Source organism: Anaerotignum faecicola, from assembly GCF_003865035.1.
Classification (GTDB): Bacteria; Bacillota; Clostridia; order Lachnospirales; family Anaerotignaceae; genus Anaerotignum_A; species Anaerotignum_A faecicola.
Map to the genome: position 1 here is coordinate 182,754 of NZ_BHVZ01000014.1, position 24,754 is coordinate 207,507.

Sequence of the window (24,754 nt, forward strand, 5' to 3'; positions counted from 1 at the left end):
AGATGTTTGAACAGGCAACCCCTTTGACAAAGCGTATCAATGAACTGGCGAAGAAAGCGAAAACCGTTGGTCTGACCGAAGCGGAAAAGGAAGAGCAGACCTTATTGCGTCAGGAATTCCTGATTAAATTCCGCGCGAATTTCAAGACACAGCTAGATAACATTGAAATTGTGGACGAGGACGAAAAAGAAGAAAAATAAAAAAAATAAAAAAAATAAAAGCGAAGGAACTGCTGTTTCAGAAGGATGAAATAGCAGTTCTTTTTGTTTGGAAAAAGAAACAATAAAAATCTGATAATTTTTTAAAAAAAACGGAACTTTTGCAAAATAGATTACGTCTGATTGGTATACAACGAAAACAGAAAAAAATACCACACCATTTAGTTAGGAGGAAATGAATATGAAAAAGAATATGACAAAGGTTATGGCAATGGGTATGGTGCTGACAATGCTGGCAGGCACAACTGTGTTTGCGGTAGACAGAACAGCAACAAATGATATGGCTGCAACAGGCAGTGAGATGGACGTAAAGGAAGAAGGCTTTGTAACGGATAGCGGTAAGATTATTTCCGTAGAGAAATCCGGAACAGACGGTGTTTCCGTTGTGGAAATCGAAAACAAAAATGGCGGTCTGCGTTTTGCAGTTGATGCAAACAGCCTGATTCTGGATAGAAAGGACGGCAGCTATAAAACAGTGGCTGATTTGACAGAGGGCATGGAGATTGCAGTGGTTTACAGCGCAAACAGCCCTATGGGTATGAGCTTGCCCCCTTATCTGGGCAGCGTGACAGCAGTGGTTGCCAATGCAGATGCGGACAATATGATGGTTGGACACTTCGGGGATGACCTGACAGATGAGACAAATAAGCTGCAGCTGAATATTTCCGATGAAACAAGAATTCTGAACATGGAGGGCGCAAAAATCAAGCTTTCCGCTGCGGATGTAAAGAACCGAGATGCACTGGTATTCTATGATATTACAACAAGAAGCATTCCTGCACAGACAACCCCCTCCCTGGTGCTGCTGCTGCCACAGGCGGAGGAAGTAGGGGAAGAAATGGAAAACGAGCCTAAAATGCAGGTGCAGATGATGGTTCCTCTGAGAGAGGCGGCAAAGGAAAACGGCTATACCGTAAAATGGCAGGGCAAGCAGAAGCCTATCGTTCTGGAAAAGGACGGCACCTCCATTGAAATTACGCTTGGCAGCGCAGAATATGTAGTTGAGGGCGATATGGTGATGAAGGCGGCAATGCCCAGTGAGCTGAAGGACGGCAAGACATACGTTTCCAGCGAGATTTTTAATTAACATAAAATCGGTATTTTAAGTTGAAAAAAGGGAGTCCGAATGGACTCCCTTTTTCGTATTATAATGTACCTTTTTTCTTACTGTTTTCTCTTGCATCGACTGCAATGAAATCTACAATCTCATCGCCGCGCACGCAGGTATACCAGCCGGTATTATTTGCGGTGGAGCAGGAATGATTCGGGATGATTTCGACCCGATCACCGATCTGCAGAGTACATGTGCCGTCTGCCTTTACCTTTGCGACCTCCTCGGAAAGCCCGACAATCGTCAGCTCAGGATGCCCGACAACATGCCCGAAGCCCTTGATAGCAGAATTTCCGTGTGCCCCCTGATCCAGACCCAGACATTTGGAGCCGGCATCAAAGAGATAGAATTCCTCGGAGGGATGGGAAACAACGGTTGCCAATACGCGTAAGGAGCAAGCATCCTCGCCGCAGGTGCCAAGGGAAATCTGGATGTTATCGAAGAAGGTATAGTTGCCGGGATGGCTTACGTTGAGGGTTTTATCCTTTACGGCAATCTCAAAGGTGGGAGTAGAGCCGGAGGAAATGATTTCACAGGGGAAGCCTGCCGCAGCCAGAGCATCAGCAGCCTTTTTCATGGTATCCTTTTCCAGCTTGGCAACCGTCTCCAAAGCGGCTCTTGTGGTGCAGCCATAAACCTGTCCGGGATGGGTGGAAATGCCGCGGAATTTCAGATTTTTCAAGGAGGAAAGCGTTTTCACGAAATCCACAACGGCATCTGCGGGCATCCCGAAGCGGTGGAAATCCATATCCACAATGACGGTATAGGAAACGGTGACACCTGCTTTTTCCGCTTCGCTGTTTAAAATTTCTGCCGCGCGGACAGTATCCAGACGGATAATCAGCTCTGCATCCTTGGTAAAGGGCAGCAGGCGGCGGATATTGACGGGGTTTGCGGTGGGGTAAGCATACATGATATGCTTTGCGCCAAGCTGATAAACCATTTCACATTCATCCAATGTGCCACAGAGAAAGCCTGTTGCGCCTGCGTCCAGCTGCATTTTCGCAAGGGCGGTGCTTTTATGCGTCTTAATCATGGGCCACAGCTCTTTGCCGTTTTCGTTGCAGAGTGCTTGCCAGGATTGGATATTGTGTTCCAGCTTATCCAGATCCAAGAGGATAGCGGGGGTTTGTAATTCGTGTTTTTTCATGGGTATCATACCTCCTTTAAAATCGTGTTTCTATAGAAATACATTACCGAAAAGAAAGCCGTCTGTCAATCGGCAGAATCACGATTGCAGAGGGGCTTTTTCTATGTTAAAGTGAAGAAAAGCCGATGTTTTGTATAGGAAAAATGGCGAAAGGGCTTTCAGCGGAGAAAGAAAAAATGAAGTGACGATTTTAATGGATAACCGGATGGCTTCTGTTTATCCGAAGCAGGGGACAGGGGTGGAACAAAACGGAAAAATTTTCGTCTAAAAGAAAAGATAGTTCGTAAAAAATGCGAAAGATTAAGGAAATTGAAAGAATTTTTTCCTGAAATTTATGATACAATTATGGTAGAGAGGTTTGTCCTTTTGGAGACAACAGAGAACAAGAAGGGGGCAGAAGGTATGAAAAAAACAAAGCAGATTCTAACCTTGGCAACAACAGCAAGCCTGTTGATGGGCAGTATTTCAGTGCCTGCCTATGCGGCAACAACCTTTGTGGATATCAACACGGTGACGTGGTCGGGCTTTAAGCCGTTTCTGAATCAGGCGGCAGAGCTTGGGCTGATGAGCGGCTACGAGGAAAACGGCAAGCGTTACTGCAAGCCGAGAAACAACGTGACCTATTGCGAAGCGGTGCAGCTGATGTATTCTATCATGAAGGCATACACGAAGCAGGATGTCAATGATGCAACGGTGACAAAATGGAAGCCTGTAATCAGCGCGTATAACATCCCGACGTGGGCGTATAAGGCAACGGCATACGGCTTGGAAAACAGTATTCTGACAACGGCGGAGCTGAATAAGCTGCAGGGCGGCACAAAGGCGGCAAATCGCGAGGATGTCGGCGTGATTTTCGGGAAGGCGATGGATACCGTAAAGGGGTATGACGTGAAATCCGGTGCAACACTGGGCTATGCCGATAAGGATGCGATTTCCGCAACGGCAGTGCCCTATCTGGAGCTGTTGTATAGAGTGAATTTGATGGTGGGGGATTCGGATAATAAATTCAATCCAAAGAAGAACATCACTCGTGCGGAGATGGCGGTGCTTTCCGTAAAATCCTATAATAAGTTGGTGGAAAACAAGGGAACGGAAACAAACCAGAAAACCGCAACAGGGACAGTGACCGACTGCAAGACGATGCAGAATGGGGATATTTTCCTGACGATGACGGCAAGCGGTTCCTCTTTGAGCCTGTTTGGGGTGAAAGGAAAGGTAACGGCGAAATATAACGGACAGACGATTGCTCTTTCGGATATCAAAACAGGGGATACTGTGAAGGTGACCTACGAAGGGCAGTATATGAGCAGTATCACGGTGACATATTCCAAGAACGGCATCAAGCAGACAACTGAAAAGAAATATGAGCTGAAGGATATCACCGATTCCAAGATTACGGTCAAGGATGGCTCGACCGAAAAGAAATTTTATCTGGATGATGATGTGGAAATCAGACTGGATGGGAAGAAATCGACCGTCAGCAAGCTTTCCAGAGCCTTGGAGGATACCTCCTATGACGTAACACTGACTCTGGATAAGGATGAATATGTGCTGAAGGTTGTAGCGGTGGTGAATGCAAACAACCCCACTGACGGCACTGTGACGGATGTGGAGGATGACGAGATTACCATCAAATCCGGCAAGAAGGAATATACCTACACTCTGGCAAGCGATGTGGAGGTTACCTATAACGGCAATACGATGAAGTTCAGCAAATTCCAACGGAATTATGATGACAGCAATTTTGTGGTTTCCCTGAAGCTGGATAAGAATAACAGGGTTTCGGAGATTAAGATTACCTCTATGGAGGATGATTACAACGGCACGCTGACCTTCCTCAACAGCAAACGCATTGAATTTACGGCAGGAAGTAAGACATATCAGTATAACCTGAGTGATGATGTGACAGTGCGGATTGACGGCAAGAAGAGCAGTGTTTCTGCCCTGCGGGAAAGCTATCGCGATGGCAAGGCGTACACCGTTTCGGTGGACACCAACAGGGATGACGAGGTAACGGAGCTTCTTGCGGTATCGAAATTCAGCAGTAATAACAAGGGCAAGCTGAGTAAAATCAGCAAGAGAGAGCTTACGATTGTAGCGAAGGAAAAGGACTATACCTACGGTTTGGCGGATGATGTGGATGTAACCATCAATGGCAAGAACAGGGATGTTTCCGATTTGATTGACAGCTATAAGGATTACAGCTTCAATGTTACGTTGGGGTTCGATAAGAATGGTGATGTTTGCGAAATTACCGCGGAGATGGCGGACGCGAAGGAAGGCTATCTCAGAGACTTGGTTGAGGATAAGAGAACCATTACCGTTACGGCGGCAGGGCTGAATATCAAGATGGATTTGGCAAGCAGTGTAACAGTGAAATTGGGCGGCGAAAGCATCAGTCTGACGAAGCTGAACAGCGAGTTGGACTATGCCTATGGCGATTCCCAGATTTATGTGGAGCTGGGCTATAACGGTAGCGGTGAGGTAAAAACGATTACGGCGTTCTGGGAGGATGCACGCGGCGAGCTGGTATCTGTTGACAGAAGAGCAGATGAAATCGAGGTAAGGATAGACGGCAGCAAAAAGACATTTGAAATCAGCACCCGTGCAGAGTTTGTGTATAAGCTTTCTGCGGCGGCGGATGCGGATGATTATAAGAGAAACCTCAGATATGATGAGGATTTGTATGGACTGCAGGACTTTCTGGATGCCTGCTCGGATGCAAGGGATGACTGCACGGTTGCATTGACGAAGGATTCTAAGGGCAAAATTGTAAGAATCTGTGCAATCGCAGGATAAAAAAGGAATAGAAAAGGACGAAATTCCGGAAACGGGGTTTCGTCCTTTTTGATTGCAGAAAAGCAAAAGAAAAACCTCCGGTTTTTCTTGGCTTAAAACCGGAGGTCTGAAAGAGGAGCGGAAGGGAGCAACCCTTCCGAGTTGTAAGCGCTTATGATTTATTTATCAAGCTCGGACCAGTCACGAGTTTCACGCAATTCTGTCCACTTTTCATACTGAGAATTTTCTTTGTATTCATAATAGTGGCTGTTGGTTGCTTCCTGTACTGCCAGATAGTACCAAGCGTTGGTATCGGCATTATCTGTCCATTTTGTCATGTTTTCCAGGAGATCCTCGGCTGTCTCAGGTTTGCGGTTGAGCACGCGGTTTACCAGAGACATTGTTTCGGCACGAGTGATTTTGTTCTGAGGACGGAAGGAACCGTCTTCATAGCCGTTTACCCAGCCGTTATTGGCTGCTACAGCGATTTCGTCCTTTGCCCAGTGGCCTGCGATATCGTTGAAGCTTGCGGGTGTTTTATCGCCGTTTACATCGAAACGAGTTGCGATTGCGGCGAATTCGGCACGAGTGATGGATGCGTTGGGGCGGAAGGTAGCATCGGGATAACCGGAAATGATACCCATCGCGCTCAGTGTGGATACTGCGCTGCAGTACCAAGCATCGTTGCTTACATCTGTGAATTTATTCTGACGAGTGTAGTTTGCATCACGAACGTCATCCTCAAGCAGGCGGAAGAAGATAGCCGCAACCTCTGCACGGGTGATGGAGTTCTGAGGTCTTACCTCGCCGTTGCCGTAGCCAACGATGTATGCGAAGTGGTCTGTGTTATTCAGACCCAGTGCATCATCATCCTTGATTTCTACGGTAGGTTTTTCCTCTTTTTTGCCGCCGCCATTACCACCGTCGCTGGAGGAATGGTGACGCTTGTAGGTGTAAATATTGTGGAATGTGATTGTTGTGCCTTCTACGGGTTCTAGTTCAGGATGATCATTCTCACTATCCTTCTCTTTTGCAATCCAGATATAGTCCACTACAGCATTCCCATCTGTTTCAAATCCGAGGATGTATTTTGTGGTGTCATAGGTTACTTTGGAAAGGTCGCCTTTATCCTCGGAGACCCTGACTGTGTAGCGTGTGTTAGGTGTTAATACATCAGCCATTTTGTCTTTTGCGGAGAAGTCGAAGGCTTTTGTTTCGCCTGTTTTCAGAGTAACCGTACCATCGTAGATTCTGGCTTCTGTGGGTTCATCCATTTCTTCAGCTGTGTAGGAAATTGCTATTGCAACAGGTTCTGCGATAACCTCTGCGGTTGCAGTGAAGGTTCCTTCTGTGCTGTAGTTGTACTGCGATTTGAAGTCTTTCTGAATCAGCTTGCTCAGTTCAGTGGCAACAGTACCACGTTCGTTGAAGGTATAGATGAAGTCTGTATTTCCTTGAATAAGGATGCTTGTAATATCCTGACCTTTGTCAATTTTCCAGTACCCTGTACCGATGTGGTTTGCATCGGGGGTATGAGTACCTTTGGGCAGTTGTTCTTCTTTTAAATAACCTGCTCCATTTGTTAGAATAACTGTTGTGGTCTGATCTTCGCTGTTAGTGCCATCCCATGTGCCGCCTTCGATTTTGAAGGTTACTTTAACTTCAACGGGTTTCTCTTTTTCTGTGAATTTCCAATTACCCGTGAAGATGATTTTTGTACCATCATCAGATCTTAAGGGAGTCCAACCAACGAGTGTCCATTCACCATATTTACCATCTTTGTTGGTTGTGGAAGTAGTGGTATAGGTTTTCTCTGCGGCTTTATTGAGAGCGTTAATTTCAGTTTCCTCAGTAGGAGCTAAGCCATCTTTTGTAGTAGCTGGGGGAAGCTGAGTCTCTGTAATATCAGAGGGACGATCTGTGCTCCACTGATATTCGATGGTGTACTGCTGTTTATCAAATTTCAGAACGAAGGTTGTATCACTGTCGATATTTACATTTAAAATGTTGACAACAGAAACGAGGTCATCATTAACTTTTTTATACCATTTGCCTTCAGGGCTGTAGTTTTCGTTTGCAGTACCTTTAGGAGCGGCAGAAAGTTTATCAGAAAGTTTTGCTGGACCGTTTTCCACGTCGAGAACTATGGATTCAGGTGCTGTAGAATTCCATGTACCACCGTCAATCTCGAAAGTTACAGTAGCGGTCTTTGGAGGTGCTTTAGGTTCGAATTTCAGGATAAAGATAGCACCATTTTCAACAGACTGATTTTCGAAGTCACCGATAATAGGGTTACTATCCTTGTACCATTTACCATTGCCTGTGTGGCTGTCATCTGCTTTGCCTTTAGGAGTATAGCCAATGTTAGCTAATGTCGCATGACCGTTGTCCAGCTTAATTGTTTCTTTAAAAGCGTTTGCTGTATCCTTTACAGCTTCAGGGGCAGTCCATGTACCGCCATCAATCATAAAGGTTACATTTGCGTTGCTCAGTGTCCACTGTGCAACCAGAGTTACGTCTCCATTAAGAGTGAATTCCTGATTTGCCTCGTAAACGTTATCAGTGCCTTCTGCCTTCCAGCCTTGGAAGTCATAGCCTTCACGGCTAGGTGCAGCGGCGGTTGTGTAGCTGCCGAAGAAGTAGCCTTGGGGGTTAGTGGGCATATTTGTAACGCTAGCATCATCAACGCCGTCATCGTATGCTACAGTGTAAACATTGATATTACCGTCCATGTGCCAAGCAAAACCCTCGTTGGTATAGCCTACTGCACCGGGACAAGCGTGAACATTACCCCAGCTGTTAACATTGCTCAGAGAAACATTGTTAGAAGCAGCACTGCCTGTACCAGAGAATTCTTCATTCAGAGTGATGCTATCCGTGCTGAATAAAAGATCAGAAGTTGTTGCACCTTCTGTAGCTTCTACCTTTGTACCTTTTTCGATTTTACCAAAGGTGATGTAATATTCTTTAGCGTTTTGGTTTGCACTATCTGCGTTCCACTGAATCTTTTCGTTGTTTACAGTTACATCGCCTTTCAGATGATCGTTGTTGTGCATGTAACGACCGTAAACATAAACGGGGTAAGCAGGTGTGTATGTATTTGTGAAGGTGATGGGAGTAGTGACAGCTCCTTCAGTTGCATCTGTAAAAGAAACTGTAGCTACCAGATTGCCATCTTCCAATTTGAGGTTTACCTTCATTTTGTAGGTTGCATTATCAAATTCGATATCATCAGAAGAACCAGATGTTTCTTCTTTTACAGTATAGGTGTAATCTACGCCGTTCTCAGGCACAGTGCCGTCTTCACCAATGCCTGCATCGTCGATATCGAATACCATTTTCTGGGTTTCATCAAATTCAAAGGGTGCAGTGGGATTTTCTTTGCTTACAGTGGCTGTACCTGTGTATGTTTCATTAGAATCGTCATCATTGGTAATGCTGATTGTAAATTCGCGTTTAGCGTCATCAGAAAGCTTTTCTGCATTAGTCAGAGTTTTTTCAAATCTGTTGGTATTGCTGTCATCCTTGTTCAAATCAACTTCAACAGCCGCAGAAGTCCAACGACCATAGAAGGTGTAGTTTGTATCGGAGACAGTGATAGAAGTTACGGGGCTACCTTTAAACTCGGAGTTATCATACCAACCGGAGAACATATATTTAACACCGTCTTTGCCTTCTTTAATGAGGTTAGGCGTAAATGCTGCTGCTTCATCGGTTAAGTTTGCTGTGGTATCCCAGTCATATTCTGCATTATCAGTAGGCAATGTTACCGCAAGGTTTTCTGCACCAATCCAGTGGTACTGAACTTTGGTTGTTTCTACGCTTTTAATGTAGAAGGTAACTACATGGGGATTTTTACGGTCAATGGAGACTTCTTTGTCGAGATCCTGTTCGGCACCATCAACAGTGATTTTGGAAATTTCATATTTAGGGTTCAACTGTGCACCAATACCTTTAATGAGATAGGGTTTATCTGCATACCAGTAATCTCCGCTTTTCAGTATAGTAGTGCTGCCATCATTGTTTTCCTGTGCAAATTGGTAGGTTATCTTTGTAGGAGCATCATCATGACTACCATCACTATATCCCCAGTCAGTACCGTAGATAATACCGTAGTTGGAATCTGTAACAAATACCTGTTTGTAATAAACAACTACAGTTTGGTTCGCGCGCAGGGTACCTGTTTTCCCATCTGCTGTAAGATAATTGTACTGGTATTGATACCACTGAAAAGGTATCCACTTCCATTCACCCCAAATGGAAGTGATTTCAGTACCTGTATCGGTTTTATTGACATTTTCACCACCGGTCTGCTTGTTGTTATTATTCTGAACCATTACTTTCCAGAGTTTGCCTGTTAAACCGGAGCCGTTTTTAAGAGTCCCTGTCTGCAAAGCTGTTTCCTGCGAAAAACAAGCTGTTTTTTTGCCGGAAAGCAGACTGTCGAGGGATGTAGATGTTTTGCCGCCTACATTAACGTTGGAGTTGGTACACCAGAACTCCACATTGTTATTGCTTTGGTTGGCGTAGGTGTCAATTCCGCCATAGTCGTTGTCATCCTTCGCAAACGCATTCGCCGGCATCAACGCAATTATCATTACGGCAGCCAAGAGCCAGGACAGAAAGCGTTTGCCTGATTTCTTTTTCATCATAAAAAATCCTCCTTCTTTGTTCTTGTGAGACCCGAAGAAGGAGGATACGATATGTCTTTTGGCAACCGGCTGCCTTGCGAAGAAAAATTCGGTTAGGCCCTTGGCTTTGCGACACCGGCTTTCGTCGGCTGTGCCTTTGTCTGTACACACGCTCTTTCAACGAGCCGCACAGATAATACTATAATGTATTTATATAGATAAAATACATTGCAAAGTTCTGTTACAATGTATTATATCACAACTTGATAAAATTTCAAGTATTTTTGTGGATTCTCAACATATTTGTATGCAATTATATGCAAGTTTTGTTGAAAAAATATGGAAAAATGATGACGGCACGGAAAATGGGGACATGCCGCTATCTAAATATAGAAAACTTGTCTGTTTTTAATGAAAAATAAGCGTTGCTTTTATGCAAAACACCTGAATCGAATTTATTATAATCATCTTAATCCGATTCAATCAAGTGTTTTGCGCAAGCCTGTCCATTTTTCATAGGCAGAGTTTTCCTTGCTTGTGTTGTAGTGGCTATTGGTTGCTTCCTGTACCGCCAGATAATACCATGCGTTTGTGTCTGCGTTATCTGTAAAGGTAGAAATGGTTTTGTTATAGGAAACATATAGCGAAGAAAAGACTTCCTGCTATGTGTTTTTTCTTTATTACATTATTACAATCTGTTATGCTGCGATTGCAAGAGAATCGCTCTGCTGTGCGTAGTGCAAAGGAGATACGCAATCGGACAGGCTGTTTGCGTTCAGTACACGCTCTGTTACAGCGTAGGTCAAATCAATCTGATACCAAGCACCGTCTACGTTTACCTTGTTCCAAGCATGGTAGCTTCTGCCGGCATAGCCCTTTGTCAAAGAGCAAGGGATGCTCTGGCTGCGGCACATAGCTGCAAACAGAGAAGACAGGTCATAGCAGATGCCCTTGCTACTGTTCAGCGTAGCACTTGTGTCAGGGATATATTTGCTTACCTTGCCGGATGTGATTTCATCTGCAAGCTTTGTATCGTAGGTGTAATGCCCTGCAATGTAGTTGTAGATTGCGGTTACCTTTTCTGCATCGGTTGCTGCGCCCTTGCAGATTTCAGCCGCCTTTTGGCTGACTGCATCACCTGCTGCAAACTGCACATCTGCGGTGGAGATAAGGTAGGGAGCATATTCGTTTTTGATTTTTGCATTTACGGTTTCTCTGCTGACAACCTGATAGGTTGTACCGGAAATGTTTTCACATACGGTAATGGTGTATGTGCCATCGCCCTGATCCAGAGAGAACTCTGCAGTTTTGCCGCTGGGGCAGTTTTTATAGGAGGTCTTATTGTCACCGTACTGGATGCCGACCTTCAATTTGGAATCGGAAGTGTAATTTACGGTAACAAAACCATCTTTTGCATGGGAAGTGTCAATAGAACCTGTAGAAGCGCTGGCTGTTACCACGCCTGTCATAGACATTAAAATAAAGGCTGCAACAAATGTGCAAACACAAGAAAAAAGCCGTTTCATACGGAATCTCCTTTCGGTAACTGGCTGCCAGCCCTTTTTCAAGGGGGAAGGCCCTATAGCTTTGCGTCGCCACCTTTCGATGGGTTTGCTATTATCGTTTGAGATGCTGTCGACTACGGCTGCATCTTTTACTGATATTGATTGTATTATTTTTTATACCTACACTATATACCTTTTTTCGCGTTTGTCAATAGAAAATCGCAAAAAATCTGAAAAATCGACAAAAACTCGGCGTACAGACGGATGGGAGAAAGAGGTGGCAGGCACTGCACACAGGGCATGAGAGGACTTGTGTATTTTGCATAAAAAATAAGGAAGAAAAAGCAGATTCTTTTGCTTTACTTTAGCGTAGCAATGTGATACTATGATGAAGAACAAAGGAGCGGCGCTCCGCAGGAACGAAAAAACGATATGAAAAAGGGGACGATAGCGTATGAAAAAGTATTTGGCACTGTTTTTGACAATGGTTATGGGTGCGTCTGTTCTGGCAGGCTGCGGCGGCTCTGACAGCGCAAAGACCTTCACTGTAGGCTTCGATGCGGAATATCCTCCTTATGGCTACAGAACAGAGAGCGGCGATTATGCCGGCTTTGATCTGGATCTGGCTGCTGAGGTCTGCGAAAGAAACGGCTGGGAGCTGGTAAAGCAGCCCATCGACTGGGATGCAAAGGATATGGAGCTGAACAGCGGTGCAATCGACTGTATCTGGAACGGCTTCACCATGACAGGCAGAGAGGATGAATACACCTTCTCCAAACCCTATGTTGACAACAGCATCGTATATATTGTAAGAGCGGATTCCGATATTCAGACAGAGGCTGATCTGGCAGGCAAGCACGTTATTACACAGGCAGGCTCCTCCGCACTTTCCGCTTTGCAGGATGAATCCAAGGCAGATGTAGTAAATTCCTTCGCATCTCTGGATGAAATCGCAGATTACAACACAGCATTCATGAATCTGGAGGCAGGCACAAATGATGCCATCGCGGTAGATATCGGCGTAGCACAGTATCAGCTGACAACAAAGGCAGATAAATTCAGAATGCTGGAAGAGCCCCTTTCCACAGAGCAGTATGCAATCGGCTTCAAGAAGGGCAATGAAGAACTGAGAGATCAGGTACAGGCAACACTGGACGAAATGGCAGAGGACGGTACTCTGGCAGAAATCGCAGCAAAGTATAAGGATTACAATCTGGATCAGATGCTTTGCCTGGGAAAATAAGAAAGAGACAGTTATGAAAAAAGCTGGGAAAGACGGTGGGAAAGCTCCTGCCGCCTTTCCTGCGTTTTAGGAATTTCTCGGATTCCTGCATTTTACGGTTAAGAAAGGAAATTTACTATGAATTTTGCGATTATTGCACAGCAGCTGGTAAGCGGCATGGGCTCCTCCCTGATGATTTTTGTGCTGACACTGCTGTTTTCCATGCCCTTGGGGCTTTTGGTTGCCTTCGGGCGTATGTCAAAAATAAAGCCCTTACAGGCAGTCATTAAGGTTTTCATTGCCATTCTGCGCGGCACGCCTCTGATGCTGCAGCTTCTGGTGGTGAATTTTGCACCTTATTATCTGTTCCGTATTTCTTTGCCCAGATGGTACCGCTTCGCTGCGATTATCATCGGCTTTTCCATTAACTATGCGGCATATTTTGCGGAAATTTACCGTTCCGGTATCGAATCCATCCCCAAGGGACAATATGAGGCGGCATCCGTTCTGGGGTATAATAAAAACCAGACCTTTTTCCGCATCATTTTCCCGCAGATGGTGAAGCGCGTACTGCCTCCTGTGACGAATGAGGTTATCACACTGGTAAAGGATACCTCTCTGGCGTTCGTACTGGCGTATGAGGAAATGTTCACCGTAGCAAAACAGATTGCATCTGCAAGAACAAGTATTATGCCCCTGTTCGTTGCGGGTGTGTTCTATTTCATCTTCAATGCTGTGGTTGCATTCGCAATGGAACGCATTGAAAAGAAACTGAGCTATTACCATTAAGAAAGGAGGGCATACAATGAATAAGGTATTGGAAATTAAGCACTGCAATAAAAGCTTCGGGGAAAACGAAGTGCTGAAGGATATTTCTCTGTCTGTAACAGAAGGACAGGTTGTGTCTATCATTGGGCCTTCCGGCTCTGGGAAATCAACCCTTCTGCGCTGCGCAACCATGTTGGAAACCATGGATGGCGGCGATTTGATTTATTTGGGAGACTATGCCGCAAAGGCGGACGCACAGGGCAAGGCGGTTTATGCCGCAAAGGAAACCCTGCAGGGCATCAAAAAGCATTTCGGTCTGGTGTTCCAGAATTTTAATCTGTTTCCCCATTATTCCGTCATGAAAAATATCACCGAACCGCCGATTCTGATCGGCAAGCGCAAAAAAGAGGAAATTTATGCCGAGGCAAGGGAGCTGCTGAAAAAAATGGGACTGGCGGACAAGGAAAACGCTTATCCCTGTGAGCTTTCGGGCGGACAGCAGCAGCGTGTTTCCATTGCGCGTGCATTGGCAATGAAGCCGAAAATTCTTTTCTTTGACGAGCCGACCTCCGCGCTTGACCCTGAGTTGACGGGCGAAATTCTGAAGGTTATCAAGGATTTGGCGGCGGAACACATGACAATGGTAATCGTGACACATGAAATGTCCTTTGCAAGGGATGTTTCCGATCATATTATTTTTATGGATGGCGGCGTGATTGTGGAGGAGGGCGAACCCGAACAGGTCATCAATCATCCCCAGCAAGAACGTACCAAAGCCTTCCTGAGCCGTTTTCAGCAGTAAGGAAGTGGTCGGATGGAAGTGAAATTCATCAAAGCAAGCCCTACGGAAAATATGACACTGCTCATCGAAACGCCTGTGGCAAGAGAGAAGCAGCTTGCTGTGGCAGAAAGGCTGATTGCCTATGGCAGTGTATACGCTGAGCAGGCAGGCTATATCGAGGAAGCGGAAAATCCTGCGGCAGAAAAACGCCTGCAAATGATGGCGGGGGAATTTTGCGGCAATGCCAGCCTTTCTCTGGCGGCATGGCTGGCGCAGAAGAAAAATCTGCAGATTGGCGAAAAAACGGAAATTACGCTTGAGGTTTCCGGTGCGGAGGAGCTTGTTCGCTGCGAAATGAAACGAGAAGCGGAGCATCGCTTTCTTGGCAGAGTGGCAATGCCCTTACCGCAGACAATCGAAAAGAGAGCATTTACGCTGGACGGCGAAAGAATTGAGCTGACCGCAGTTGTTTTCGCAGGCATTACGCATATCCTCGTCCCTGCGTCCCTTTGGGGCGAGAATGCCGCAAAAAAGGCGGAACACGCGGCAAGGGTCTGGGCGAAGGAGCTGCCGCCTGTGTTTGGGCTTCTGCTGTTTGATGAGCAGGAGAAAAGCTTGAAACCGTTGGTTGCGGTGGAGGATGTCAGTCTCATCTGGGAAAGAGGCTGCGGCAGCGGAACCTCTGCTGTCGGGGCATATCTGGCGGCAAGGGAGAAGAAGGATGTTACCGTTTCCCTCAAGCAGCCCGGCGGCGTGATGCGCGCAACAGCTTCCTATCAGAATGGAGCGGTTACGAAAATTGAAATTACGGGCAGCGTTGCTATCGTGGCAGAGGGTACGGCATATTTATAAAAAAAGCGCAGATGAAAATTCTGCGTTTTTTTGTTATGTGAGGGGGAAACCGTGTAAAATAAGCATTTTCCTGCATTTTTTTGGCAGATAGCTTGACAGAAAGAAGGGATTTCCTCTATACTTTGCCAATAAGAACAGCGAAAAGGAGTGAAATCCTATGGTTGCAAATATTCCGAGAGTCGGTATGCGTATGGTGAAAACAGCATTGGCGGTTGCCATCTGCTTTTTTCTTTATGTTCTGCGCGGAGAGGAAGGCGTACCGATTTTTTCTACGATTGCCGCGATTATCTGTATGCAGCCCTATGCGGAAAACAGCATACAGGTTTCCATAAACCGTATTATCGGCACACTGCTTGGGGCGGTCTTTGCGCTTCTGGTGCTGTATCTGATCCAATATATTCCCTATCAGGTGCGTATCCTGCGATATCTGGTGATTTCCTTTGCGGTCATTCCTGTGATGTATGTGACGGTTTTATTGAAGCGCACGGGTGCTTCTGCGCTGGCAGGGATTGTACTGCTGAGTGTCTGCCTCTCTAATGTGGGGTATACACCGCTGGAGGGGGCAATCAATCGTTCTGTTGAAACGATTATCGGGATTCTGGTTTCTCTGGGGGTCAATAATCTGCATCTGCCACGGAAAAGGACAGAGAACTATCTCTTTGTGACGGGCTTTGACGGGGCATTATACGATGAAAAAAACGGTATTTCGCCCTATGCCTCCTTTGAGCTGAATCAGCTTTTGCAGGATGGCCTGCCGTTTACCATTGCGACAGAGCGTACACCCGCTTCGCTGATGGCGGATTTAAAGGGGCTTGATTTGCGCCTGCCTGTTATCGCGATGGATGGGGCGGTGCTGTATGATGTGAAGGATAAGCGATACCGTGCGACAAGCGGACTGCCGAAGGAATGGGTGGACAGAATCTGCACCCTTGTGAAGGAGAAGGAGTATCATTATTTCCTGAACGTGGTCTGGCAAAATGTGCTTTTGATTTATTTTGGCGAATTTAAAAATGAGGTGGAACGAGAATTGTATCTTTCTAACCGCCGATCGCCTTACCGCAATTATATTTATGGAGAAATGCCGGAGGATGGTGTTGTGGTGTATATCCTGCTGGTGCTGCAGGATGCGGATGCGGATGCACTGGAGGCAGAACTAAAAGAGATGGATACCGAACAGGAGCTGCTTTTCCTGCGGGATAAATCGGAAACGCCGGAGACATACTGTCATTTGAAGATTTATCATAAAAATGCAACGAAGAAATATATGCTGGAGCGGCTGATGGAGGAAATCCCGCAGAAGAAATGTGTTGCCTTTGGCAGCAACCGAAACGATCTTTCCATGCTGACCTCTGCACAGCTTTCCTATGCAACTGCGGATGCCGAAGCGGAAGCAAAGGCGGCGGCGAAGCGGCAGTTAAAGGGACATGGCGGCGACAGCATTGTGCGAAAGATTTTCCGTTTGTATGAGCGGCTGCCTTGGGAAAAGCTGCCCAAGGAGCTGAGAGAACCAAAGGAATGAGAGGAATGATATGAGCGAATTGAATGAATTTTCCAGAGCGGAGCTGCTTCTGGGAGAGGAAGGCATAGAAAAACTGAGAAAGGCGCGTGTGGCAGTGTTCGGTATTGGTGGTGTCGGCTCCTTTGTGGCAGAGGCACTGGCAAGAGGCGGCGTGGGACACCTTGCCCTTGTGGATGGAGATGTGGTAAGCCTGACAAATATCAACCGTCAGCTGATTGCAACGCAGAAAACGATTGGCAGAAGGAAAACGTCTGTCATGGCAGAGCGAATTCATGAGATTCTGCCGGAGACCGAGGTGGTGGAATATCCTGTGGTTTACGGTGCGGAAAACAGGGATTTGCTGGATTTTGCTTCGTATGATTACATTGTGGATGCGATTGATACGGTGACCTCCAAGCTGATTCTGATAGAAGAAGCGAAAAAAGCGGGGACAGAGGTTATCAGCTCCATGGGGACAGGAAATAAATTTGACCCGACCCGTTTTGAGGTGGCGGATATCTCCAAAACAAGCGTCTGTCCGCTGGCGAAGGTGATGCGGAAGGAATTGAAGGTGCGCGGCATTCGCGGCGTGAAGGTGGTTTATTCTAAGGAGCTGCCCCAAAAGCCGGCAGAATCGCAGGAGACGGGCAAACGACAGATTCCCGGAAGTCTTTCCTTTGTGCCGCCGGTGGCAGGCATGATTCTGGCAGGAGAGGTTATCCGGCATATTGCTGGCGTGGATTTGGCATAAGGGCATAAGAAAGGGGATTGACAGCACCTTTATTTCTGTTACAATAGTCATCATCAAATAAAATATATCTTCATCGGAGAACTTGTAGTCGCAATTACAAAGTTGAAAAGATGTCGAGTGCGCTCGGTTATGCAAATAACCGGGCTGTTTTTTTGAATTGAAAAGGAGAGAAGACGTATGAATATCCAATTATCGGATCATTTTACCTATCGCAGGCTGATTCGGTTTGTCATCCCTTCGGTTGCCATGATGATTCTGACCTCGATTTATGGCGTGGTCGATGGGCTGTTTGTTTCCAATTTTGTTGGGAAAACCGCCTTTGCGGCAGTCAATCTTGTGATCCCCTTCACATTGGTTTTGGGTGCCTTCGGCTTTATGCTGGGGACAGGCGGCACTGCCCTTGTGGCGAAAACCTTGGGAGAGGGCAAGCAGGAGGAGGCAAATCGGATTTTTTCCATGCTGATTTATTTTGCGATTGGCTTGGGGCTTGTGCTGACGATGCTCGGCATTGCGGCGTTGAAAAAAATCCTTCTTAAAATGGGCGCAGATGATGCCATGCTTGGCTACGGCATGATTTACGGGAGGCTTGTGCTTTTGGGGATTCCCTTTTATATGCTGGAAAATATGTTCCAGAACTTTCTGATTGCAGCGGAAAAGCCGCAGCTTGGCTTAATTGTAACGATTGCCGCAGGGCTGACGAATATGGTTTTGGATGCGCTGTTTATTGCGGTGCTTGGCTGGGGCGTGGCAGGTGCGGCGGTGGCAACGGCATTGGGGCAATGTGTCGGCGGCTTGATTCCCTTTGTTTATTTTGCAAGGAAAAACAGCAGCAAGCTTTCTCTGGTGAAAACAAGGCTGATGGGCGGCGCATTATTTCATGCCTGTACGAATGGCTCCTCCGAGCTGGTGTCGAATATTTCCATGTCCTCGGTGGGAATGCTCTATAATGCACAGCTGATGAAGGTTGCGGGGGAAAACGGCGTGGCGGCGTATGGCGTGATTCTATATGTCAATTTTATTTTTATTGCGATTTATCTGGGTTATGCCTATGGCTCTGCGCCCATCGTTGCCTTCAACTATGGTGCGGGGAAGAAGGCGGAGCTGCAGAATGTGCTGAAAAAGAGCCTGAAGCTGCTTTTGGGGACAGGCATTGTGCTGCTTTCGATAGGGGTGCTTTTTGCCGGCGTGCTTTCGGGGCTTTTTGTCGGCTATGATGCACAGCTTTATGCCATGACTGTGAGAGGACTTCGCTTTTATGCGGTTTCCTTCCTTTTGAGCGGCTTTAATATTTTCGGTTCGTCCTTCTTTACGGCATTGAACAACGGGATGGTTTCTGCGGCAATTTCCTTCCTGCGTACAGTTGTTTTTGAGGTGGCGGCAGTTTTGATTTTGCCTCTCTTTTTTGGCTTGGATGGCGTTTGGTGCGCCATTACGGTGGCGGAGCTTGCCTCTATCCTGATTACCATAGGTGCTTTCTCCGCCCTGCGAAAGAGGTATCAGTATCTGTGAAGTGGAGAATTATCCCTCAATTCTTACAATTTTCTTAGAATTTTATGAAGAAAGGGGGAACTTACTTGCAATGAGTGGAGATTTACGCTACAATCGGATTGAGAAAAGCGGTGTTCTGTTGCCTTTTGTCGGGCTGCGGCGCGAAGGCATGAAGGAGGAATCCCTATGAAGAAACAAAGAAAAAGCAGAGGATTGGGTATGACTTTTATTATTGTCTGTCTGGTTTTATCCGGCTGTGGCGCAGGTACACAGGAGGCGGCGCTCGGCTCTGCGGAGGAATATGTGCAGGCGGCAAAAACGGCACTTGCAGGACAGGACAGCTTTACGGCGAATTTTGATGCCACGATTGCAATGAACAACGCAGGAAGGGGCAGCATGACTACGAAGGGAACCGTAACCTTCGTGAAGGAGCCGCTTTATATGAAAGTGGATACGGATATGGGCTTTGATAATGGCAGCCAGAGGTACATTCTTTATCTGCAAAAGGGCGAAGAGGAAAAGAACGAGGATGGCGTGAATCAATACATGAATTATGACGGACAATGGACGGAAATGACCTTGCAGAAAACCGATGCCATGAACAGCGTGCAGATTTACAACACGGCGGAAAACATGGAAACCCTGCTTGCGGCGGCAGAAAACTGCACCATGCAGGAGAACGGCGGCAAGGCTGTCATTTCTGCGGATATCTCTGCGGAAAAGCTGTATGATGTGGAGGCGGCAGGACGTTTCTTCCAGATTGCAGGCATGAGCAGCCTTTCTGAGGTTTATTTCAAGGGTACAGGGGATGTGCCTGTTACCTTTGTGTTGGACAAAAAAACAGGCGCGCCGATTTCCTATGAAATAGATCTGGCGCAGGCCTTGGAAAAGGTCACGAATAATGTGCTTTCGGAGCTGAGCAGTGATAATGAAAGCAGTGGTATCACCGTGCAAACCTACCGCATTTCCTCCGAGCTGACACAGCTGGGCAATGTGAAGGCGGGAGAGATTCCGGATGAGGTCAAGAGCAGTGCTATCAATTATGAAAGAGAGATTTCCATGTTGGAATCCGATAAATAAGAAATAAGAGACAACAAAAACCCGTTTTGCATAGCGCAGGGCGGGTTTTTCTTTGATTTCAGTGGATTTTATGGGAATAGGGCTTTTATTTTGCATGACATTCGTGTTATAATCAAATTTAGTTTGTTTTTTGAACATGGCGGCGAAGGTGCCGTAGCGTAATAAAAAATGGAATGAGAAAAAGGAGAGAAAAACATGATCGCTGCACAGGGTGTCAGCCTCCAATATGGCGGCAGAGTACTTTTCAACGATGTGAATATCAATTTCACAAAGGGCAACTGTTATGGACTGATTGGTGCCAATGGTGCCGGTAAGTCCACATTTCTGAAAATTCTTGCAGGGGAGTTGGAACCCAATAAGGGCTCTGTATTCATCACCCCCGGGGAAAGAATGGCAGTTCTGAAGCAGGACCATTTCCTGTTTGATGAGTTTGATGTGGTAGAGTGCGTGTTATATGGGCATAAAAGACTGTATGATATCCGCAAGGAGAAGGACGCACTTTATATGAAGGAGGACTTCACAGACGAGGACGGCATTAAGGCGGCAGAGCTGGAGGGTGAATTTGCGGAGCTGGACGGCTGGGCTGCGGAATCCAATGCGGAAATGCTGCTGAACGGTCTGGGGGTTACGAATGAATTCCATTATGCGAAGATGAAGGAGCTGACAGGCGGACAGAAGGTGAAGGTGCTTCTGGCACAGGCATTGTTCGGCAATCCCGATATTCTGCTTCTGGACGAGCCTACCAACCATCTGGATATTCATGCGATCAAATGGCTGGAGGATTTCCTGATGAACTTTGAAAATACGGTTATCGTGGTTTCCCATGACCGTCATTTCCTGAATAAGGTCTGCACAAATATTGCGGATATCGATTATGGCAAGATTACCATGTTTGTCGGCAACTATGATTTCTGGTACAGCTATACCCAGATGACACAGCGTCAGCTGAAGGATCAGAATAAGCGCGTGGAACAGAAGATTAAGGAGCTGCAGGACTTCATCCAGCGCTTTAGTGCGAATGCCTCCAAGGCAAAGCAGGCAACCTCCAGAAAGAAGCTGTTGGATAACCTGCAGATGGATACCATTAAGCCTTCCAGCCGCAGATATCCCTTCTGTAGCTTTAAGCAGGACAGAGAGGTCGGCAACGATGTGCTTTTGGTGGATGGGATTTCCAAAACCATTGACGGCAAGAAGGTGCTGAATGATGTTAGCTTTATGATTCGCCCGCACGAAAAGGTTGCCTTTGTCGGCAAGGATGAAATCGCAAGAACTACGCTGTTCCAGATTCTGATGGGCGAGCTGGAGCCGGATGAGGGCAGCTTTAAATGGGGAATTACTACAAAAACCGCATATTTTCCGAAGGATAACACAGAATATTTTGAGGGCAACAAGGACAGCCTGATTGAATGGCTGCGTCCCTTTGCAAAGGAAGGCGAGCAATACGATTCCGATATTCGCGGTTGGCTGGGCAGAATGCTGTTCAGTGGTGAGGAAGCGCTGAAGGAGGCCGGCGTGCTTTCCGGTGGTGAAAAGGTAAGATGTATGCTTTGCAAGATGATGATGAGCGGCGCAAATGTGATGATTCTGGATGAGCCTACCAACCATTTGGATCTGGAATCTATTACAGCACTGAATGAAGGGCTGACGGAGTATAAGGGGACACTGCTGTTTGATTCCCACGACCATCAGTTTGTGCAGACCATTGCAGACAGAATCATTGAAATCCTGCCCGGCGGCATCATCGACAGACAGATGACCTATGACGAATATATCGAGGATGAAAGCATTGACGCAATCCGCGAAAAATTATCCTAAACGGGATATGCTAAAAAAATAAGTTCTGTAAGCTTACTGCCTCTGCGCTTTGCGTAGGGGCAGCTTTTGGAGGGATGAAATATGAGATATATCTTTTTGGCAATCGGATTAGGGGTTTTGATTGGCTATCAAGGTTGGATTCGGGAGAGGGGAATCCGCTGGAACAGCAGATTGCAGACGGTTTGGCTGCTGCTTTTGATTTTCTGCATGGGCGTGAGTATCGGCAGAAATGGTGAGGTGGTCAGAAGCCTGCCGCTTTTGGGTGGTAAGGCAGTGCTGTTTGCAGTGATGACGGCGATTGGCAGTATTGCTGTGGTTTATATTCTTTCCACGCTGTTTTTGGAGAAGGAGGGGAAGAAATGAGCCTTGTGATTTTGATTGTTCTGGTGCTTGGCGTTGGGGCAGGATACCTGATGCCTGCGGATGTGAGCGGCTTTCTGGATAGCGCATCCACCCATATGCTGCTGCTCCTTTTGTTTTCCGTCGGGATTGATACAGGGCTGAATAAGGCTGTTTTCACACGCATTAGGGAATTGGGCTTTCGGATTTTGCTGATTCCGTTCGGGGTTGCGCTCGGCTCCCTTTGCGGCGGTGTGGTGACTGCCTTTTTGCTTTCCCTGCCTGCAAAGGAGGGCTTGGCGATTTCCGCAGGCTTGGGCTGGTATAGCCTTTCCGGCGTGCTGATTACGGAGGCAGGCAACCCCGTCGGCGGTACGATTGCGTTTCTCGCAAATGTGTTTCGTGAAATGCTGACGTTTGTCATTGTGCCGTTTGTGGCAAGCCATTTGAATTATTATTCCGCCATTGCGCCGGCAGGGGCTACCTCTATGGATACCACCTTGGGCATTATCAGCAAGAACACGAACGGTACGATTGCTGTGCTTGCCTTTGTGAACGGCATTGTGTGTACGCTTCTGGTGCCGCTTTTGGTGCCGCTGTTCCTGTAAAAGAGAAAAATGAAAAAAATATAAAAAATGTGTTGACAAAAGTGTTTCGGTGCGGTATTATAATCAAGCGCACTGAGATGTGCGGATGTGGCGGAACTGGCAGACGCGCTAGATTCAGGTTCTAGTGGGCATTGCGCCCGTGCAGGTTCAAGTCCTGTCATCCGCAGTAATTGCGGAAAAGACCATTGTGGATTGCAGTGGTCTTTTTTATTCTCCAAAAAGAAGTTGTATTTCCGGAGATAAAAGAAAGATTTAAAAAAAAGAAAAAATTTTATCGAAAAATGCTTGACATTTTTCTTCTGATGCAGTATTATAGTCAGGCACACTAAGTTGTGCGGATGTGGCGGAACTGGCAGACGCGCTAGATTCAGGTTCTAGTGGGCATTGCGCCCGTGCAGGTTCAAGTCCTGTCATCCGCAGTATTGCGGAGGAGACCATCGAGAAAATCGGTGGTCTTTTTTTATGTAAAATTATTATGTAAAAAACGAAGGAATTTCGATTTGAAAAAGAATGTATTTTTTTGTGAACAAATTTCAAAAAAGGTGTTGACAAACTCTTTTTGATACGGTATTATAGTCAAGCACACTAAGTTGTGCGGATGTGGCGGAACTGGCAGACGCGCTAGATTCAGGTTCTAGTGGGCATTGCGCCCGTGCAGGTTCAAGTCCTGTCATCCGCAGTAATTGCGGAAAAGACCATCGAGAAATCGATGGTCTTTTTTTATGCCGGCAGAATAAGACATACCTTTAGCGGCTGCCTGAAATAGGAATGCAGTGCATACCACCGATTTATCGGTGTCTATGATTTGTCAGCTGTTGCAGCCGTTTTTCTGCATGAAAAAATAATGCTGCTGCTTCAGATAATCTCTGGCGTAGTCCAGAGCTTCTCCGAAACGCTGGAAATGCACGATTTCCCGTTCTCGCAGGAAGCGCAGTGGCGCGAGCACATCGGGGTCATCCGTCAGGTCGATGAGATATTCGTAGGTGCTGCGCGCTTTTTGCTCTGCTGCGATGGCGTAAGTGCAAAGAAAAAGGCAGGGGAATCAAAGGATTCCCTTGCCTTTTTGAATTTTGCGATTATTCGGTGGTAGGATTCCCGGTGTTATCGGAATCCCCGCCTGCCGTATTGCAGACAGTTATGCTATCCCCTACCTTGACCCACGTATCCGTGTCATCAACCTGAACCCAAACAGCATAGGTACCTGCTGTGACATTGTCGAATGTTGCCGTATAGCACCTGATGGGTATACGGTACTCGTACTTTTGGCTGCCGGATAGGGCGAAGTAGTAATGCTGCTCTTTACTTTCCGTATTGCGCATATCTGTGCCGGAAATTGCATTATTGTCTTTGCCGTCGTAGGATGTTGTGCTCGTTGGTACAAGAGCCACATTCAGAGTCTTACCCTCATTCAGAAACAGAACTTGGAGCGGCACTGTCACTGTTGTATCCGCAACGCTAGCTTTTTCGGCAAGAACCTTGGGTTGGTACACCCGCACATCCTCCGCTGTCAGCTTCAAGCCACCCTGCGGGATATACCAGCCGGCTGTTTTCCCCTCATTCGTGAGGGAAACTTTGTCGGACGGGATGGTAAATGTCACTGAGGTTGTTTTGTGGGGGTTCTTTTCCTCTCTATCGAAGCTATTCACTGCAACCGCAGGAAGCTGCTCCGATGTGACTGTCATGCCTAAAAATACAACAAAATTTGGTGGAGTGGTATCTGTTTCCGTAGTGGCTGATCCCACGGAGATAGAATCTTGAAACAATCCGGAATTGCTAGAATTGACGGTCTCTTCCGCGCTTATGTCTGCTTCATCGGACACTGTAATCACAGAAGCGGTTCCCGTGCCTTTCAGGCGAATATGGACATTAGCTTTATCTTTGCCGGAGGTAAGCAGTGTGGGTAATTCGTCTGCTTTGCTGACCGGTGCCCCGACTGTGCAGGTGTAAGTCGCAACCTCTTGGCCCAAGTTCACCGTGCTACCGTTGGAATCCGTATAATTTAGTGCCGTAACGGTCAGCTGTACGCTTTCCTGCACATATTTTACCCCTTGAGAAACATTCCTTTCGTCGTCGTTTGTCGGCAGCAGATAGATTTTGTCCGGATTCGCCAGTGCCTCGGCTTCCGAATTTGTGGTTCTATCCAACTGCACCCATGCCGC

Annotated in this window: 19 protein-coding genes, 3 tRNA genes and 2 riboswitches; of the genes, 18 read left to right on the forward strand and 4 right to left on the reverse strand. The window is 46.7% G+C overall.

From position 1 onward, the window contains the following. The first annotated feature begins 2 nt into the window (after positions 1 to 2). Together EJE48_RS10870 and EJE48_RS10875 are read left to right on the forward strand one after the other, a co-directional pair. Entirely contained in the window at positions 3 to 200 is a 198-nt protein-coding gene (locus EJE48_RS10870; protein WP_118580849.1) for a DUF896 domain-containing protein, read from the forward strand. 199 nt (positions 201 to 399) lie between these two features. Further along, complete coding sequence (locus EJE48_RS10875; protein WP_160117364.1) at positions 400 to 1,305, forward strand: copper amine oxidase N-terminal domain-containing protein; 906 nt, start codon at positions 400 to 402, stop codon at positions 1,303 to 1,305. A 58-nt stretch (positions 1,306 to 1,363) separates the two neighbouring features. Here EJE48_RS10875 and EJE48_RS10880 read toward each other — a convergent pair whose 3' ends face one another. Then, positions 1,364 to 2,479, reverse strand: coding sequence for an alanine racemase (locus EJE48_RS10880; protein ID WP_118580843.1), 1,116 nt, complete (start codon positions 2,477 to 2,479; stop codon positions 1,364 to 1,366). A 402-nt stretch (positions 2,480 to 2,881) separates the two neighbouring features. Between EJE48_RS10880 and EJE48_RS10885 the strand changes: the two genes are divergently transcribed. Continuing rightward, complete coding sequence (locus EJE48_RS10885) at positions 2,882 to 5,278, forward strand: S-layer homology domain-containing protein (RefSeq protein ID WP_160117365.1); 2,397 nt, start codon at positions 2,882 to 2,884, stop codon at positions 5,276 to 5,278. Positions 5,279 to 5,436: 158 nt separating this feature from the next. On the opposite strand, the gene EJE48_RS10890 is transcribed toward EJE48_RS10885, so the two are convergent. Both EJE48_RS10890 and EJE48_RS10895 read right to left on the reverse strand, forming a co-directional pair. After that, a complete protein-coding gene (locus tag EJE48_RS10890) occupies positions 5,437 to 9,909 on the reverse strand; it encodes an S-layer homology domain-containing protein (RefSeq protein ID WP_124984566.1) in 4,473 nt (1,490 codons plus the stop codon). 57 nt (positions 9,910 to 9,966) lie between these two features. After that, a riboswitch (cyclic di-GMP riboswitch) is annotated at positions 9,967 to 10,054 on the reverse strand. Positions 10,055 to 10,586: 532 nt separating this feature from the next. Further along, positions 10,587 to 11,414: a transglutaminase-like domain-containing protein gene (locus EJE48_RS10895; RefSeq protein WP_118580834.1), complete on the reverse strand. Its 828-nt coding sequence runs from the start codon at positions 11,412 to 11,414 to the stop codon at positions 10,587 to 10,589. A 12-nt stretch (positions 11,415 to 11,426) separates the two neighbouring features. Beyond that, a riboswitch (cyclic di-GMP riboswitch) is annotated at positions 11,427 to 11,514 on the reverse strand. Positions 11,515 to 11,847: 333 nt separating this feature from the next. Between EJE48_RS10895 and EJE48_RS10900 the strand changes: the two genes are divergently transcribed. From EJE48_RS10900 to EJE48_RS13035, 15 genes are all read left to right on the forward strand, one after another. Beyond that, positions 11,848 to 12,636 carry an amino acid ABC transporter substrate-binding protein gene (locus EJE48_RS10900; RefSeq protein WP_118739666.1) on the forward strand — a complete coding sequence of 263 codons (789 nt, stop codon included), beginning with the start codon at positions 11,848 to 11,850 and terminating at the stop codon, positions 12,634 to 12,636. A 117-nt stretch (positions 12,637 to 12,753) separates the two neighbouring features. Then, positions 12,754 to 13,404, forward strand: coding sequence for an amino acid ABC transporter permease (locus EJE48_RS10905; RefSeq protein WP_118739667.1), 651 nt, complete (start codon positions 12,754 to 12,756; stop codon positions 13,402 to 13,404). A gap of 16 nt (positions 13,405 to 13,420) precedes the next feature. After that, positions 13,421 to 14,185, forward strand: coding sequence for an amino acid ABC transporter ATP-binding protein (locus tag EJE48_RS10910; RefSeq protein WP_016406699.1), 765 nt, complete (start codon positions 13,421 to 13,423; stop codon positions 14,183 to 14,185). A gap of 12 nt (positions 14,186 to 14,197) precedes the next feature. Beyond that, positions 14,198 to 15,016, forward strand: a complete 819-nt coding sequence (locus EJE48_RS10915) for a hypothetical protein (RefSeq protein WP_016406700.1) — start codon at positions 14,198 to 14,200, stop codon at positions 15,014 to 15,016. A gap of 157 nt (positions 15,017 to 15,173) precedes the next feature. Beyond that, positions 15,174 to 16,535 carry an HAD hydrolase family protein gene (locus EJE48_RS10920; protein ID WP_016406701.1) on the forward strand — a complete coding sequence of 454 codons (1,362 nt, stop codon included), beginning with the start codon at positions 15,174 to 15,176 and terminating at the stop codon, positions 16,533 to 16,535. 10 nt (positions 16,536 to 16,545) lie between these two features. After that, the gene (locus EJE48_RS10925) at positions 16,546 to 17,265 is read left to right on the forward strand and encodes a tRNA threonylcarbamoyladenosine dehydratase (protein WP_118580831.1); all 720 of its coding nucleotides are present in this window, start codon (positions 16,546 to 16,548) and stop codon (positions 17,263 to 17,265) included. Positions 17,266 to 17,442: 177 nt separating this feature from the next. After that, on the forward strand, positions 17,443 to 18,774 hold the full coding sequence (locus EJE48_RS10930; RefSeq protein WP_118580828.1) for an MATE family efflux transporter: 1,332 nt from the start codon (positions 17,443 to 17,445) through the stop codon (positions 18,772 to 18,774). Positions 18,775 to 18,939: 165 nt separating this feature from the next. Further along, entirely contained in the window at positions 18,940 to 19,833 is an 894-nt protein-coding gene (locus EJE48_RS10935; RefSeq protein ID WP_118580825.1) for a hypothetical protein, read from the forward strand. 195 nt (positions 19,834 to 20,028) lie between these two features. After that, on the forward strand, positions 20,029 to 21,648 hold the full coding sequence (locus tag EJE48_RS10940) for an ABC-F family ATP-binding cassette domain-containing protein (RefSeq protein WP_016406705.1): 1,620 nt from the start codon (positions 20,029 to 20,031) through the stop codon (positions 21,646 to 21,648). Between the two features lie 81 nt (positions 21,649 to 21,729). Continuing rightward, entirely contained in the window at positions 21,730 to 22,011 is a 282-nt protein-coding gene (locus tag EJE48_RS10945) for a LysO family transporter (protein WP_016406706.1), read from the forward strand. Continuing rightward, positions 22,008 to 22,595, forward strand: a complete 588-nt coding sequence (locus tag EJE48_RS10950) for a lysine exporter LysO family protein (RefSeq protein WP_118580822.1) — start codon at positions 22,008 to 22,010, stop codon at positions 22,593 to 22,595. Before EJE48_RS10945 ends, EJE48_RS10950 begins: the two co-directional genes overlap by 4 nt. 81 nt (positions 22,596 to 22,676) lie before the next feature. Next, positions 22,677 to 22,761, forward strand: a tRNA-Leu gene (locus EJE48_RS10955). A gap of 168 nt (positions 22,762 to 22,929) precedes the next feature. Further along, positions 22,930 to 23,014, forward strand: a tRNA-Leu gene (locus EJE48_RS10960). Positions 23,015 to 23,189: 175 nt separating this feature from the next. Further along, positions 23,190 to 23,274 (forward strand) — tRNA-Leu (locus EJE48_RS10965). 126 nt (positions 23,275 to 23,400) lie between these two features. Further along, positions 23,401 to 23,685 (forward strand): hypothetical protein, encoded by a 285-nt coding sequence (locus EJE48_RS13035; RefSeq protein WP_330548511.1) that lies wholly within the window; start codon positions 23,401 to 23,403, stop codon positions 23,683 to 23,685. Here the strand turns inward: EJE48_RS13035 and EJE48_RS10975 are convergent. Continuing rightward, the gene (locus EJE48_RS10975; RefSeq protein WP_118580819.1) at positions 23,672 to 24,745 is read right to left on the reverse strand and encodes a hypothetical protein; all 1,074 of its coding nucleotides are present in this window, start codon (positions 24,743 to 24,745) and stop codon (positions 23,672 to 23,674) included. The genes EJE48_RS13035 and EJE48_RS10975 overlap by 14 nt on opposite strands. Positions 24,746 to 24,754: the final 9 nt, after the last annotated feature.

Excerpts from the sequence above, each read along its gene's own strand:
- EJE48_RS10900 (WP_118739666.1), top strand. The coding sequence starts at position 11,848 with ATGAAAAAGTATTTGGCACTGTTTTTGACAATGGTTATGGGTGCGTCT.
- EJE48_RS10915 (WP_016406700.1), top strand. The coding sequence starts at position 14,198 with ATGGAAGTGAAATTCATCAAAGCAAGCCCTACGGAAAATATGACACTG.
- EJE48_RS10870 (WP_118580849.1), top strand. The coding sequence starts at position 3 with ATGTTTGAACAGGCAACCCCTTTGACAAAGCGTATCAATGAACTGGCG.
- EJE48_RS10885 (WP_160117365.1), top strand. The coding sequence starts at position 2,882 with ATGAAAAAAACAAAGCAGATTCTAACCTTGGCAACAACAGCAAGCCTG.
- EJE48_RS10945 (WP_016406706.1), top strand. The coding sequence starts at position 21,730 with ATGAGATATATCTTTTTGGCAATCGGATTAGGGGTTTTGATTGGCTAT.
- EJE48_RS10890 (WP_124984566.1), bottom strand. The coding sequence starts at position 9,909 with ATGATGAAAAAGAAATCAGGCAAACGCTTTCTGTCCTGGCTCTTGGCT.
- EJE48_RS10920 (WP_016406701.1), top strand. The coding sequence starts at position 15,174 with ATGGTTGCAAATATTCCGAGAGTCGGTATGCGTATGGTGAAAACAGCA.
- EJE48_RS10940 (WP_016406705.1), top strand. The coding sequence starts at position 20,029 with ATGATCGCTGCACAGGGTGTCAGCCTCCAATATGGCGGCAGAGTACTT.
- EJE48_RS10935 (WP_118580825.1), top strand. The coding sequence starts at position 18,940 with ATGAAGAAACAAAGAAAAAGCAGAGGATTGGGTATGACTTTTATTATT.
- EJE48_RS10950 (WP_118580822.1), top strand. The coding sequence starts at position 22,008 with ATGAGCCTTGTGATTTTGATTGTTCTGGTGCTTGGCGTTGGGGCAGGA.
- EJE48_RS10910 (WP_016406699.1), top strand. The coding sequence starts at position 13,421 with ATGAATAAGGTATTGGAAATTAAGCACTGCAATAAAAGCTTCGGGGAA.
- EJE48_RS10875 (WP_160117364.1), top strand. The coding sequence starts at position 400 with ATGAAAAAGAATATGACAAAGGTTATGGCAATGGGTATGGTGCTGACA.
- EJE48_RS10905 (WP_118739667.1), top strand. The coding sequence starts at position 12,754 with ATGAATTTTGCGATTATTGCACAGCAGCTGGTAAGCGGCATGGGCTCC.
- EJE48_RS10925 (WP_118580831.1), top strand. The coding sequence starts at position 16,546 with ATGAGCGAATTGAATGAATTTTCCAGAGCGGAGCTGCTTCTGGGAGAG.
- EJE48_RS10880 (WP_118580843.1), bottom strand. The coding sequence starts at position 2,479 with ATGAAAAAACACGAATTACAAACCCCCGCTATCCTCTTGGATCTGGAT.
- EJE48_RS10930 (WP_118580828.1), top strand. The coding sequence starts at position 17,443 with ATGAATATCCAATTATCGGATCATTTTACCTATCGCAGGCTGATTCGG.
- EJE48_RS10895 (WP_118580834.1), bottom strand. The coding sequence starts at position 11,414 with ATGAAACGGCTTTTTTCTTGTGTTTGCACATTTGTTGCAGCCTTTATT.